Source organism: Ralstonia sp. SA306, assembly GCF_054792405.1.
In genome coordinates this window covers 470,594-483,124 of the sequence record NZ_CP096452.1, presented here as the reverse complement: position 1 = coordinate 483,124, position 12,531 = coordinate 470,594, and the positions used below count along the sequence as shown (strand labels likewise).

14 protein-coding genes are annotated in these 12,531 nt (G+C 65.1%); 8 read left to right on the top strand and 6 right to left on the bottom strand.

Annotation, left to right across the window (positions count from 1 at the left end):
* Window positions 1-1,515, bottom strand: a complete 1,515-nt coding sequence (locus M1D44_RS18815; RefSeq protein WP_024977657.1) for a M20 family peptidase — start codon at window positions 1,513-1,515, stop codon at window positions 1-3.
* Window positions 1,516-1,817: 302 nt separating this feature from the next.
* Between M1D44_RS18815 and M1D44_RS18810 the strand changes: the two genes are divergently transcribed.
* Entirely contained in the window at window positions 1,818-3,236 is a 1,419-nt protein-coding gene (locus M1D44_RS18810) for an aminotransferase-like domain-containing protein (protein WP_316853608.1), read from the top strand.
* Between the two features lie 74 nt (window positions 3,237-3,310).
* Entirely contained in the window at window positions 3,311-3,748 is a 438-nt protein-coding gene (locus tag M1D44_RS18805; protein WP_316853607.1) for a DUF3005 domain-containing protein, read from the top strand.
* Window positions 3,749-3,790: 42 nt separating this feature from the next.
* Here the strand turns inward: M1D44_RS18805 and M1D44_RS18800 are convergent, their stop codons facing one another.
* The gene (locus M1D44_RS18800) at window positions 3,791-4,525 is read right to left on the bottom strand and encodes an NUDIX hydrolase (RefSeq protein ID WP_316853606.1); all 735 of its coding nucleotides are present in this window, start codon (window positions 4,523-4,525) and stop codon (window positions 3,791-3,793) included.
* Between the two features lie 96 nt (window positions 4,526-4,621).
* Here M1D44_RS18800 and M1D44_RS18795 point away from each other — a divergent pair, with 96 nt between their 5' ends.
* Together M1D44_RS18795 and M1D44_RS18790 are read left to right on the top strand one after the other, a co-directional pair.
* Window positions 4,622-5,671, top strand: coding sequence for an SPFH domain-containing protein (locus tag M1D44_RS18795; RefSeq protein WP_024977653.1), 1,050 nt, complete (start codon window positions 4,622-4,624; stop codon window positions 5,669-5,671).
* Window positions 5,668-6,600 carry a diacylglycerol kinase catalytic domain-containing protein gene (locus tag M1D44_RS18790; RefSeq protein WP_024977652.1) on the top strand — a complete coding sequence of 311 codons (933 nt, stop codon included), beginning with the start codon at window positions 5,668-5,670 and terminating at the stop codon, window positions 6,598-6,600. The genes M1D44_RS18795 and M1D44_RS18790 overlap by 4 nt, the downstream gene beginning before the upstream one ends.
* Window positions 6,601-6,649: 49 nt before the next feature.
* Here M1D44_RS18790 and M1D44_RS18785 read toward each other — a convergent pair whose 3' ends face one another.
* The 3 genes from M1D44_RS18785 to M1D44_RS18775 are packed head-to-tail and all read right to left on the bottom strand — an operon-like array spanning window position 6,650 to window position 8,744.
* Complete coding sequence (locus M1D44_RS18785) at window positions 6,650-7,429, bottom strand: enoyl-CoA hydratase (RefSeq protein ID WP_316853605.1); 780 nt, start codon at window positions 7,427-7,429, stop codon at window positions 6,650-6,652.
* Window positions 7,426-7,860, bottom strand: a complete 435-nt coding sequence (locus tag M1D44_RS18780; protein WP_112187384.1) for a MarR family winged helix-turn-helix transcriptional regulator — start codon at window positions 7,858-7,860, stop codon at window positions 7,426-7,428. Before M1D44_RS18780 ends, M1D44_RS18785 begins: the two co-directional genes overlap by 4 nt.
* Window positions 7,857-8,744 (bottom strand): alpha/beta hydrolase family protein, encoded by an 888-nt coding sequence (locus M1D44_RS18775; RefSeq protein WP_024977649.1) that lies wholly within the window; start codon window positions 8,742-8,744, stop codon window positions 7,857-7,859. The genes M1D44_RS18780 and M1D44_RS18775 overlap by 4 nt, the downstream gene beginning before the upstream one ends.
* Window positions 8,745-8,872: 128 nt before the next feature.
* Here M1D44_RS18775 and M1D44_RS18770 point away from each other — a divergent pair, with 128 nt between their 5' ends.
* Both M1D44_RS18770 and M1D44_RS18765 read left to right on the top strand, forming a co-directional pair.
* On the top strand, window positions 8,873-9,229 hold the full coding sequence (locus M1D44_RS18770) for an ArsR/SmtB family transcription factor (protein ID WP_316853604.1): 357 nt from the start codon (window positions 8,873-8,875) through the stop codon (window positions 9,227-9,229).
* On the top strand, window positions 9,213-10,172 hold the full coding sequence (locus M1D44_RS18765; protein ID WP_024977647.1) for an SRPBCC family protein: 960 nt from the start codon (window positions 9,213-9,215) through the stop codon (window positions 10,170-10,172). Before M1D44_RS18770 ends, M1D44_RS18765 begins: the two co-directional genes overlap by 17 nt.
* Window positions 10,173-10,283: 111 nt before the next feature.
* On the opposite strand, the gene M1D44_RS18760 is transcribed toward M1D44_RS18765, so the two are convergent.
* Window positions 10,284-10,667, bottom strand: coding sequence for a tautomerase family protein (locus tag M1D44_RS18760; protein WP_024977646.1), 384 nt, complete (start codon window positions 10,665-10,667; stop codon window positions 10,284-10,286).
* Window positions 10,668-10,770: 103 nt separating this feature from the next.
* On the opposite strand from M1D44_RS18760, the gene M1D44_RS18755 reads away from it, so the two are divergent.
* Window positions 10,771-11,625 carry a LysR family transcriptional regulator gene (locus M1D44_RS18755; protein WP_024977645.1) on the top strand — a complete coding sequence of 285 codons (855 nt, stop codon included), beginning with the start codon at window positions 10,771-10,773 and terminating at the stop codon, window positions 11,623-11,625.
* A 66-nt stretch (window positions 11,626-11,691) separates the two neighbouring features.
* A complete protein-coding gene (locus M1D44_RS18750; protein ID WP_316853603.1) occupies window positions 11,692-12,531 on the top strand; it encodes an AraC family transcriptional regulator in 840 nt (279 codons plus the stop codon).

The window sequence follows — 12,531 nt, the reverse complement described above, 5'->3', positions numbered from 1 at the left end:
TCAAGCCCCGGCTGCCTGCTGCACCAACCGGTGGTAGAACCGGATCAGCTCCACCAGGTTGGCCTCGGTGATCCGCTCGTTGGTGCCGTGAAAGCGCGGCAAGTCTTCCGGCTTGGCGCGCACCGGCGAGAACCGATAGACATGGTCGGCAATCTCGATCATGTGGCGCGAATCGGTCGCCCCGATCATCAGCCCGGGCGCCACGACCGTGCCCGGAAACAGCTCGCGCACCGTCTTGTTGATCAACTGATACGACGCCGATTGCGTGGGCGACACCGGCGAGGCCTCGCTCGAACCGGGCAGCCGGCTCAGTTCGAACTTGCCGTTGGGCGCGGCCGCCTTGGCGGCATCTTCGACGTGCGCGGTAACGGAGGCGATGGTGTCGCCGGGTAGCAGACGGAAGTTGACCGTCGCCTCGGCGCGGCCGGGCAGCACGTTGTCCTTGTTGCCGGCCTGCACGATGGTCAGCGCAGTGGTGGTGCGCAGCATGGCGTTGGAACTGGCCGACGCTTCCAGCTGCTTCTGCACCAGCGGCCCGAACAGCCACAGGTTGGACAGCGCCACGCGGCTGAAACCCTGCATCTCTGGCGCTAGCGTTGCAAACATCTCCTGTGCAACACCGCGAATGCCGGCGGGCAATTGATCGTCATCCAGCCGCTTGAGCGTGGCGCTCATCATGGCGATGGCGCTCTGCCCGTGCGGCGGCGGCATCGACGAATGCCCCGGCGTGGCCCCGACCTTGAGTTGCACTGAGAGAAAGCCCTTCTCTGCCACGCCGATCAGCGCCGCTGGTTTGGTGAGCCCCGGCAGCACGCCTTCGGTAATCAACAGGCCTTCGTCGATCACGAAGTCGAGACGCTCACCGCGCGACTTGAGCAGCGCGGCGATCTGCTTGGCACCGCGCTCGCCGCCCACTTCCTCATCGGCGCCAAAGGCCAGGTGGATGGTGCGGCGCGGTTTGAAACCACTCGCGGCCAGCAACTCGATGGCCTCCATCTGCGAGATCAGGTTGCCCTTGTCGTCCCACGCGCCACGGCCCCAGACCATGCCGTCTTTCACCACGCCGTCGAAGGGCGGCTGGGTCCAGTCGCCTTCGGTGCCGGGGGCGATGGGCACGACGTCTTGGTGCGCCATCAGCATGACGGGCTTTAGCGACGGGTCGGAGCCCTTCCAGGTGTAGAGCAACGCAAAGTCGCCCACTTGCTCACGCTGCAGCACGGCATGTGCCTTGGGATAGCGCGCCTCGAGCATGGCGTGCAACTGGCGGAACTGGTCGGCGTTCAGTTGCGCATCGGTCGCGCTCGATACGGTGCGTGCGCGTACGGCTTCGGCCAGGTGCGCCGCAGCGGCCGGCCCGTCCACTGCGACCGGCGTGACAGCGGGCACATCGAGCTGGCGCGAGCTGTGCCGCCACGTGTTGAACGCCACGTAAGCGGCCACCAACACCACAACCGCAATGGCCAGGCGCAACAGCCGCCCGATGACGGCTCCACGACGCTTGAACGACGTACGCATTTGTCTCCTCTCCTTTGAAGGTGCATGGCCTTCGCCCGATTTGTATGCGCCGGGCGTAAGGCGCCAGTATCGCCGCAGTCGCTTGTATTCGGTGGGCTTCCGAATGCGGCCTCAAAACGCGCGAAAGAAAGGGCCGGCTCCCCTTTTTCACGGAGCCAGCCCGGCGCATCGTCCCGCGGAGAATGCGGCCCGCCGCGTGGCGATCCGCACCATCGCGTTCCGGCGCGTTTGGCTACAATGCCTGAACAGTACTGAACAGTTGCTCGCATCTGTTCAGAAGCTTCCAGATCAGCCTTCACGCCATGAAACTTCTCATCGATGCCACCACCCGCGTACCGATTGCCGACCAGATCGTGGCCGGCGTGCAGGCATGGATCCGAGACAACGACGTGCGCCCCGGCGCCAAGCTGCCGTCGATCCGGCAACTGGCGGCCGACTACGGCATCAGCCGCTTCCCCGTGATCGAAGCCTATGATCGATTGGTCTCCCTGGGCCTGCTGGACTCGCGCCACGGCTCCGGCTTCTATGTGGCCGAGAGCAACCTGACCGGCCGCGACGGGCGCGGCTGGTCAGACCCACGCCGCGCAGAGGCTGAGTCCAAACACATCTTCGAGCAGTTCAGTTACCCCGACGGCATGCTCAAGCTCGGCGGCGGCTTTGTGCCGGCCGACTGGCGCGATGTCGACGGCCTGACGCAGGCCATCCGCCAGGTGTCTCGCACCGATACACACGCGGTGATCGACTACTCCTCGCCGCTTGGCAACATGGCGCTGCGCCATCAGGTCATGATGCGAGCACGCCAGCTTGGTATCCAGGCGGAACTGCCCAATGTGTTGATCACCGCCGGCACGAGCCAGGCGATCGACCTTGTGATGCGGCACCTGCTCAAACCCGGCGACACGGTGTTTGTGGAAGACCCGGGCTACTACACCGTGTTCGGCCTACTGCGTTTGCATGGTGTGAAGCTGGTCGGCATTCCGCGCAGGAGCGATGGGCCCGACGTGGAAGTCACGGAAGCGATGCTGCGCGAACACCGGCCCAAGCTGTTCTTCATCAACAGCGTGCTGCAGAATCCGACCGGCTCGGTCGTGTCGCCACCGGTCGCGTTTCGGCTGCTTGAGCTGGCGCGGCGCCACGGCTTCACGTTTCTGGAAGACGACATCTTTGCCGACCTGCAGGCCGACCCCACCGCGCGGCTGGCAACGCTGGACCAGCTCGACCAGGTGATCTACGTGGGCGGATTTTCGAAGACGGTGTCGGCGTCGCTGCCGGTGGGCTACCTGATTGCCAAGCGCGAGCTGGTGCATGACCTGACCAACGTGAAGATGCTCACCAGCGTGGGCGGCTCGCGTTTTGCCGAGGCCGTGGTGAGCACGTTGCTGGAGCGCGGCGCCTATCGCAAATATGTGGAGCGGCTGCGCCAGCGCGCGGGTGACTCCGTCATCGCGTCGCTCGATGTGCTGGCCGATGCGGGCTGGGAAGTGTTTCACCATCCCTCTGGCGGCAACTTCCTGTGGGCACGTGTGCCGCATGTTGAGGACTCGCGCGATCTGGCGGCCACCGCCGAAAAGCACGGCGTGACGTTGGCGCCCGGGCATTACTTCCGCCCGAACCTGGAGGTATCGCCATGGGTGCGCATCAATAGCGCGTACGCAACGGAACCGCGTGCGGTGGCGTTCCTGCAGGAGGCAGGCAAACGGCCCACCCGCAAGCGCGCATAGACGCTGCGCTGGCATGACGGTTGCGGCAGGTTTGCCGTCTGCTCTCACTCAGGAGCCCCACTCAGGAGCACGTCATGCCCTCCGACAAGTTCTGTTCTGCCCGCCCGCCGCTGCAAGAAGCCGGCAAGGCAGGCACCACCTATGTTCAAGGCCCCAGCCCGGCCGACCCCGTGCAGCAGGCATCACAGCGCATCCGCTCTGTAGACGCCGCCGGCACCGAAGCCTCCGGCAGCACGATCGACACGGACGGCAAAAGCCAGGCGGCGGTCAAAGACTCATCGCTGTGGCAAGACAACGTCATCTATTCCAACGCGTCGCTGGCCAACACCAGGCCCGAGCCTGATCCGGAAGCGCCGATTGCCGGCATCGACAGCCGCCGCAGCCACGGACAGCCAACGGTAGCGCCCGACCGCGGACACAAGCTCGTGCACCGCGGAGTGGTTGACGAGACCGTGCGCAACGGCACGCGCGCGGCGCAGCGATTTTCTTTGGAAGACGACGAACAACCTTAGCCTGGTGCGCTGCCCCCTCTGTCACGGCACCCGTTACCCCGCTCAGGTATTTGAATCCCCCGCGCGCGGGCTGAAGGTGCGCGGGAAGACGACCGGCGCGCTGCGGTCAATCAGGCGGTAGCCCTTGGCGGGGCGATACGAATCGCCTTCTGCCAAACCCGCCTCTTCCAAAAAATTGGCCGACAGCATTCGGGTGCGGAAGCCGCTTTTATCGACCGGGCGACCGAGCACGATCTCGTACATGCGCTGCAACTGCGGTAGCGAGAACGGCTCGGCCAGCAAAAACGCCGGCAACGATGTGTATTCGACCTTGCTGCGCAAACGCTCGACGGCAGTGCGCAGGATTGCCGCGTGGTCGAAGGCCAGTTCAGGTGCGCGCAGTACGTCGTCCACCGCATACCACGCCACGTCGGCCGCATTGGCGCCCTTGGCAAGCACGACGCCCTGCGCAGGTATCAACGCAAAGTAGACATGCGTGGCCGACCAGCCGCGCGGGTCACGCGCGGCCCCGCCCCAACTGCCCAACTGCTCCAAATACGGGCTGCCCACGCCGGTTTTCTCCAGCAGCTTGCGGCGCGCGCAGTCTTCCAGCGTGGCATCGACGGCCGTATCGACATATCCGCCGGGCAGCGCCCATGCGCCGGGAAAGGGCTCCCCTTCGGCATTGGGCCGCTGAACGAGCAGCACGCGCAATACGTCATCCAGCACCGTGAAGATGACGACATCCACAGTGGTGAACGGTAGCGGAAAGGTCTTGACGGAAGATCGGGTGGCCATGGCGGGTCACAAATTTCTTGACGGCCTCAATAGTAAGTTGTATTGTCCAACCCATACAAGTTGTACTGTACAACTCACAACACAAAGGGGGTCATCATGTTTGGCATCCGTTTCATCAAGTCGCAGCCCACCGTTCACCTCATGCAGTTCCGTGCCGGCAAGGTTGTGCGCGAAGGCTCGGGCCTGTCGTTCTTCTATTACGGCCCGACGACCACGCTGGTGGCCGTGCCGGTGGCCAGCCAGGACCGCCCGTTCATCCTTGAGCTGGTGACGGCCGATTTCCAGAGCGTGACCGTGCAGGGCCAGGTGACGTACCGCATCAGCGACCCGCGCCGCACCGCCGCGATGATGGATTTCTCGCTCGCCAAGAATGGCCAGAGCTATGTATCGGAAGACCCGAAGCGTTTGGGCGACCGCGTGGCGCAGCAAGTGGAGGTGATCGTGCAGCAGGCCGTGCAGGCGATGGAACTGAAGGCGGCGCTGCGCGCATCGGCGGCCATCGCGCGCACCGCACAAGCTGAACTGGCCGCACAGCCTGAAATTGCAGCGTTGGGGCTGGAGATCCTGGGCGTGTCGGTCATGGCGGTCAAGCCGACGCCCGACATCGCCCGCGCGCTGGAAGCCGAGGCACGCGAGTCCAACCTCAAGGCCGCGGACGACGCCGTCTATTTGCGCCGCATGTCGGCCGTGGAAAACGAACGCGCCATCCGCCAGAACGAGCTGGACACCGACATCGCCGTCGAGCAGAAGAAGCGCCAGATTCGCGAGACGCAGATGGAAGCCAAGGCCACCTTGATGCGCAAGGAGAATGCCCTGCGCAACGAGCAGATGGCCGCCGATGTGGAACTCGAAGGTCAGCGCAAGGCCTTCGTGGCCGGCCAAGCCGAGAACAGCCGCACGCTGGCCGAAGCCGAGGCCTATCGCGTGGCCGCCGTCATGCAGGCGCTGGAAAAGGCCGACCCGCGCATCGTCAACGTGCTTGCTGCGGCCGGCATGCAGCCTGGTCAGCTCATCGCACAGGCCTTTGGCGGCATTGCCGAACGTGCCGAACGCATCGGCCAGCTCAACGTGTCGCCAGAACTGCTGCAAGGGCTGATGAACGCCTCCACCGGCACAATCGGCACCACAGGCAGGGCTGCATCATGAGCACCGATGGCCGCAAGGTCGTGCTGGTGACGCGCCGCACCCGGCTTGAAGAGCTGGTGGCGCGCCACCACACGCTGGCGCAGGCAAAGTTCTATCTCGAACACCTGGGCGCCGATTTTTCCGACTACCTGGCCGAGAACGCCGCCTACGCGCGCAGCCTGGAGATCACGGTGCGCGCGCTGGAAACGTGGGGCCGCTACCAGGTGGTGGACCGCGGCTACCTGCCCAACTTCATCTTTGCGCCGGACGACATCGTGGTGGCACTCGGCCAAGACGGGCTGGTCGCCAACTCGATGAAGTATCTCGACGGCCAGCCGCTGATCGGCCTGAACCCCGAGCCCGGCCGCTGGGACGGCGTGCTACTGCCCTTTGAGCCGAAAGACCTCGGCACCGTGCTGACCGACGTGGCACGCGACAAGCGCCCCACCAAGGCCGTGACGATGGCCGAAGCACGTCTGTCCGACGGGCAGGTGCTGCGTGCCGTCAACGATCTCTTCATCGGGCCACGCACGCATGCGTCTGCGCTGTACGAAATCGAGGTAGGCGACCGGCGCGAAGCGCAATCGTCGTCGGGGATCATCGTCGCCACGGGGTTGGGTTCAACGGCGTGGCTGAAGAGCATCGTGACCGGCTCGATGGGCGTCGCGCGCGCCATGCATGCGGGCGGCGATGACTTCCACTACGCGCCCGAACCGTGGGACGCTCCGCAACTGACGTTCGCCGTGCGCGAGCCGTTTCCGAGCCGTGCATCGCAGGCCACGCTCGTGTTCGGGCATGTGGATGCGGATCAACCGCTCAAGCTGCGCTCGCGCATGCCTGAGAACGGTGTGATCTTTTCCGACGGCATGGAAGCCGATTACCTACGCTTTACCGCCGGTATGGAAGCGACGATTTCCGTGGCGGCCACGCAGGGGCGATTGGCGGTTTGAATGAAAAAAGGCGGCCGGACCAGGGCCGCCGAAGGAGACACCGCCGCGCTCAGTGCGCCACGGCGTTGAAATTGGGCGGCCGTCGATCGACAAACGCCCGGAAGGCTTCATGCGCCTCCGGAGATTTCAAGCGCTGCGCAAAGCAGGCGCTCTCGACATCCATCTGCTGCTTGAGCAGTTCGGCATCGCGCATCAGGCGCTTGGTTTCGGTCAGGGCGCCCAGCGGCTGGCGCGCCAACCGCGCCGCAATGGCCTCCGCCTCCGTGCCGAGCTGATACAACGGCACCACCCGATTCGCCAAGCCCCATGCGAGTGCCGATTCCGCGCTCACCGCATCGCCCAGCGCGAACATCTCGAACGCGCGCACATGGCCCAGGCGCGCGGGCATCAGCAGGCTCGACGCCGCCTCAGGCACCAGCGCCAGATTGACGAACGGCGTGGAAAGCTGCGCGTTGTCCGCCAAGAGCACGAAGTCGCAATGGAGCAGCATGGTTGTGCCGATGCCGACCGCGCGGCCCTGCACAGCTGCCACCAGCGGGCGCGTGGCGCGCGCCAGTGCATGCAGGAAGCGGATGACGTTGCGCTCGCCATCGCCCTTGCCGCCCGACATGGCAATCGATGCGAATTCGCCGATGTCGTTGCCGGCGGAGAACATGTCGCCTTCAGCGCGCAGCAGCACCACGCGCACGGTCTTGTCGCGCTCGGCGGCGTCCAGCGCATCGGCCAGCGCGCCATACATCGCATCGGTCATGGCGTTCTTCTTGTCAGCGCGTGCCAGGGTGAGCGTCAGCACGCCATCGGCGGTGCGGCTCTGGATGTGTTCAGTCATTGCTCGTCTCCGGTGGGGAATTTGCTTTGCAGGCTGGCGAGCCAGCGTGCGACAACATCGATCTCGGCGTCGGTAAAGCCTTCGGTCAGCCGCGCGTTCAGTTCGGCCAGGCCGGTGCGTGTTTGTGCCAAGGCTTCACGGCCGGCGGGCGTAATCCAGAGCTGCCACGCGCGGCCATCCTTGGCATCGGCGCGGCGCTCGATCAGGCCGGCGTCGGCGGTGCGATCGACCAAGCCACTCATGGCGGAGGGGCCGAGATCCAACGCGGCGCCGGCTTCGCGCATCAACGCGCCGTCGTTCTTCTCCAGGAAGAACAGCAGGCCGGATTGCGCTGCGGTCACGCCCTCCGCGGTGCGCGTTTGAATCCAGCGCTGCAAGCGTCGTTGCCCGACGCTGATCAGATAGACAAGGCGACGGTCTGGTGCGGTCATGCAGCCACCGCTTCAGGGCGCGTGGTTGCAGCGCGCTCGCTCAGCCAATCCACCAGACCTGGCCACAGCGTGGCAGCAAACTGCGCGCGGAAGAAGCCCATGTGCCCCACCGCGCCGCCGGCCTGCGCGGGCGCAATCTGCCGGCGCTCGACCCACGTGTTCGTGAAGTGCATCGTCAACGCGTTGATGGCGGCGGGCGTGGCCCACGGGTCGTCGTCAAAACCGTAGACGAGCACGGGATGCGTCACGCGGTTGAAGCGCTCGATGGCGCCGAGCGTCGGGTCATCGAAGAAGTAGCGCTGCATGCCGGCCCATGCGCCCCATTCGATGGCGACGCCGCCGGGCAGGTCTTCGCCCAGACCCAGGCGCTTGCCGGGTACGTAGCCAATCAGCCGCGCCATCAGTGGCCCAACGCCGCGCAGGATCAGCTCCACGCGCCAGCGTTCGCCGCGTTGGCGGATGAAGCGCGAGTTGCCCGTGTGGCAGGCCACCTGAACAACGCCCGCGACATCCCAGTCTGCACAGCACAGGCCGATGGCGTGGCCGCCCACCGAATGCCCGACTGCCAGTTGCGACAGCGCCGGGTAACGTGCCCTTGCCCATCGCATCACGCCTTCGGCGTCGAGCAGCGCCCAATCGCGCATGCGGGCAGCAAAGCGGCGCAGGCTCTTCGGTCGGGATGCACCGATGCCGCGGTAGTCATACGTGATGGCATGAAACCCGCGTTCCGCCAGGAACTTGGCAAAGGCTTGATAGATGCGTTGCGGCACGCCCGTGGCCGGATGCATGACCACCACGCCCTGCGGCGTGCCAGCGGCCGTCCAGAGCATGGCGCCCAGCGGGTAGCCGTCGGTGGCGGGAATGGTTTGGGGTGTGCTGTTCATTGCGCCGATTTAGTTCGCATACGAAGTTTTTACTTTGTATGCGAACTAAATCGGCCTGTCAACCGACGTGTCAACGACGCAAAGATAAAGTACTTGCTTAACTATTCAGGGTCGCTATAGTTAACCACATGCTTAACAATGACACCTCCCTCGATCTCGCCTTCCAGGCGCTGGCAGACGGCAACCGGCGCGCAATGCTGGTGCAGCTTGTGCGCGGGCCTGCGTCTGTGAGCGAACTCGCCCAACCCCTCGATATCTCGTTGCCTGCCGTGATGCAGCACCTCTCAGTGCTGGAGAACTCCGGTCTCGTGCGATCGGAAAAGGTGGGCCGCGTGCGTACGTGCCGTATCGAACCCGAGGCGCTGAGCCTCGCAGAGCAGTGGATCAACCAGCGGCGCCTGGAGTGGGAACAGCACTTCGACCGCCTCGGCGCCTATCTGGACACCCTCAAAACCCAAGGAGACCCGCATGACGACGACCATTGACAGCCCCGCCGGCACGACCCTGCGCCCCCTCGTAATCTCGCGCACCTTCCCCGTATCCCGCGACTGGGTCTTCAAGGCCTGGAGCACCGCCGACCACATCAAACGCTGGTTCTGCCCGACGCATTTCACGGTGCCCGACGCGACGGTGGAGTTTCGCGTGGGCGGCAAGTTCGACGTATGCATGCGCTCGCCCGAGGGGCAAGACCACTGGTCGCGCGGCCACTTTCTTGAGATCGTGCCCAATGCGCGCCTGGTCATCGACATGAACGTCGTGGACGGCGACAACCGCCCGCTGATGAACGCCCACACCGTCGTCACCTTTGCTGAGGAATGCGGTGGCACACGCATGGAAGTCACGCAAACCCACACGCCGCTCGCCCCGATTGCCGAGATGATGATCAAGGGCGCGCCCGAAGGCTGGAAACAGACGCTCGACAAGCTCGAGCGCGAAGCCGCAAGCATCCCGCTGGCCGAGGGCATTCAGCGTTCGGTCGTGCATGCGACCTTTACGGTGGAGCGCACATACGACGCACCACGCTCACGCGTATTCAAGGCGCTGACCGACCCTGCCGCCAAGGCCAAGTGGTTTGCCGGCGGCAACGGCTACACGCTGCTCGTGCGTGAGATGGATGCCACGCCCGGCGGCCGCGAAGTCGTCAAGGGCCGGTGGGACAGCGGTGTCGTGTCCAGCTTTGAAGCGCTGTATCACGACGTCATCCCCAACGAGCGCGTCGTCTATTCGTACGTGATGCACCTCGACGACCGCAAGATTTCCGCCTCGCTGGCCACGCTGGAATTGCGTGAGCCGAAGGACGGTTCGGGCGGCACGCACCTCGTGATGACCGAGCAGGGCGCCTTCCTGGATGGCTACGACGATTCCGGATCGCGTGAGCGCGGCACGCAGTTCCTGCTCGACATGCTCGGCAATTCGCTCAAGGACTGAGCCTCTGCAATACGTCGCGCGTGACGGCCGCCAACGTGACCGCGGCGCCAACGATCAACACTGCCGCCCACAACACGCCGCCCAGGTACGCCAGAAGCGCCTGGCGCGGCGTCATTGCGCGTACTGCGCGAGTCCGTTGCCGAACGACCAGTTCTCGGGCAGCACCTCCACCAGATTGATGAACACATCTTCGGGCCGTATGCCGGGCTTGTCGCCCAGCAGCTCGACGATGCGGCGATAGAGCGCCTGCTTCTGCTCCAGGTTGCGCGTGTTGTTGGCGGTGATCTGGATGATCACAACGTCGTCGCTGCGCGCGATGCCGAAGTAGGTCGGACTGACGCTGAAGGTGCTCGCGTCGTGCTCGGTGAGCATCATGAAGCGATCGTCTTCGGGCACGTTGAACGTCTCGCGCATCGCGCGATAGACGCCATCGAAAATGGCCTGGTGATAAGCGGCAGGCTTGCCGCGCCGCAGCGACACTTGAACGAGAGGCATGGTGGGCTCCGTGGTTTGCAGTGACCACAGAATGCCTCACATTGATCATTGAAAAAAGGCATCCTAAGATATTTCAATCATTCGATTTCAAAATGACTGAGCCATGAAGATGCTGGATCTGGAGGCCGTCCAGGCTTTCGTGCTGACCGCCGATCTAAAGAGCTTCACGCGCGCGGCGGAGGCCATGGACTCCACGCAATCCGCCGTGAGCCTGAAGATCAAACGGCTGGAAGATGCACTCGGCCGCCGGCTTCTGGAACGCACGCCGCGCCTCGTGCGGCTGTCGCAGGATGGCGCAGCCTTTCTGGCAGCGGCGCGCGAGCTGGTGGCCGCGCACGACGGCGCGATCGGCGCGTTTGGCCTGGAACGGCGACGGCTGTCGGTCGGGATCAGCCATCACATTGTTGGGGCCGAGCTGCCACGCCTGCTGCGCCAGATGGGCCTGGCCGAACCCGCGTTGACGCTGGAGATCCGTATCGCCAGTTCGTGGGAGATCCTCGAGATTTTCGAGAGCGGCGCGTTGGATGCGGCCATCGTGCTGCGCCACGACAACCGCCGCACCGACGGCGACGTCCTCATGGAAGAACCGTTCGGCTGGCTGGCCGCGCCCGACTTCGAGCACCGTGCCGGCGAGCCCATTCGCCTGGCGAATCAAGCTGACACGTGCCGCATACGGCAGATGGCAGTCGCCACGCTGGAAGCTGCGGGCATTGCCTGGCAGGAGGTGTTTGTGGGCGGCGGCGTGGCCACCATCGGGGCAGCCGTGGCAGCGGGGTTGGCCGTGGCGGCGCTCAGCCGCCGCGTTGCGCCACCGGGCACGGTGGACATGGGCGAAGCGCTCGGCCTGCCTCGGCTCCCATCGCGCAGCGTGGTGCTGCATTCCCGCTTGACCGATCCTGTGGCGAAGAAGGCGCTGCGCACGTTCGCATCCGCCCTGCGGGCCACGGCCGCGCGATAGCCATACGCGCACATTTGCGCAATCGCTGCACCGCGCGAAGCGTGCCGGGCGACTATGCTTTGCCGCATGAAGCCGCGCACTGAACACGACTACCACCGCCGCATCGCCCACGTGATCGAAGCGATCCTGGCCGACCCAGCCGCCCCGCACACGGTGCAGAGCCTGGCGGCGGTGGCGCACCTGTCGCCGTTTCACTTTCATCGCATCTACCGGGCGCTCACTGGTGAAGGCGTGTTCGAGACCGTCCAGCGCATGCGGCTGGCGCAGGCTGCGCAGCGTTTGAGCGGCGCAGAAGATTCCGTCACCGATGTCGCCCTGAATGTCGGCTATGGCAGCCCGCAGGCATTCGCCCGTGCCTTTCGCGAATTCACCGGCGTAAGCCCGCGCGCGTTCCAGAGCCGGCAGCAGGCGTTGAATGTGCGCAGCGCAGATACCGCAGACCTGCCGCCCATCGAACTGATCGAGCAGCCGCCTCTGCACGCACTCTGCCTGCGCCACGACGGCCCCGTCGCAACCATCCGTCAGACGTTCGTCATGCTGCGGCAACTGCTCGGCATCGATATGGAATCGGCGGATGCGCCCGACCGCATTGGCGTCTGCTATGGCGATCCGGAAACGCCCGGCTCGTTCGAGTACTTCGCGGGCGTCATCCTCGATGCGCCGCGCGCCATGACCGGCCGCTTGCTGCCGATGCGCATCGAAGGCGGCCTCTACGCTTGCCACCAGCTGATCGGCCCTTACGCGCTGATCGCGCCCACCATGCAGGCGCTCTACGGCGGCTGCCTCCCAAGCTACGGCTTCGATCCGGACGACCGGCCGGCGCTTGAGTTGTATCGCAGCCCAGGGCGGCACCATCCGCCGCGCGCCTGCGTGACCGATCTGATGATCCCCATCCGCAAGGAGTAA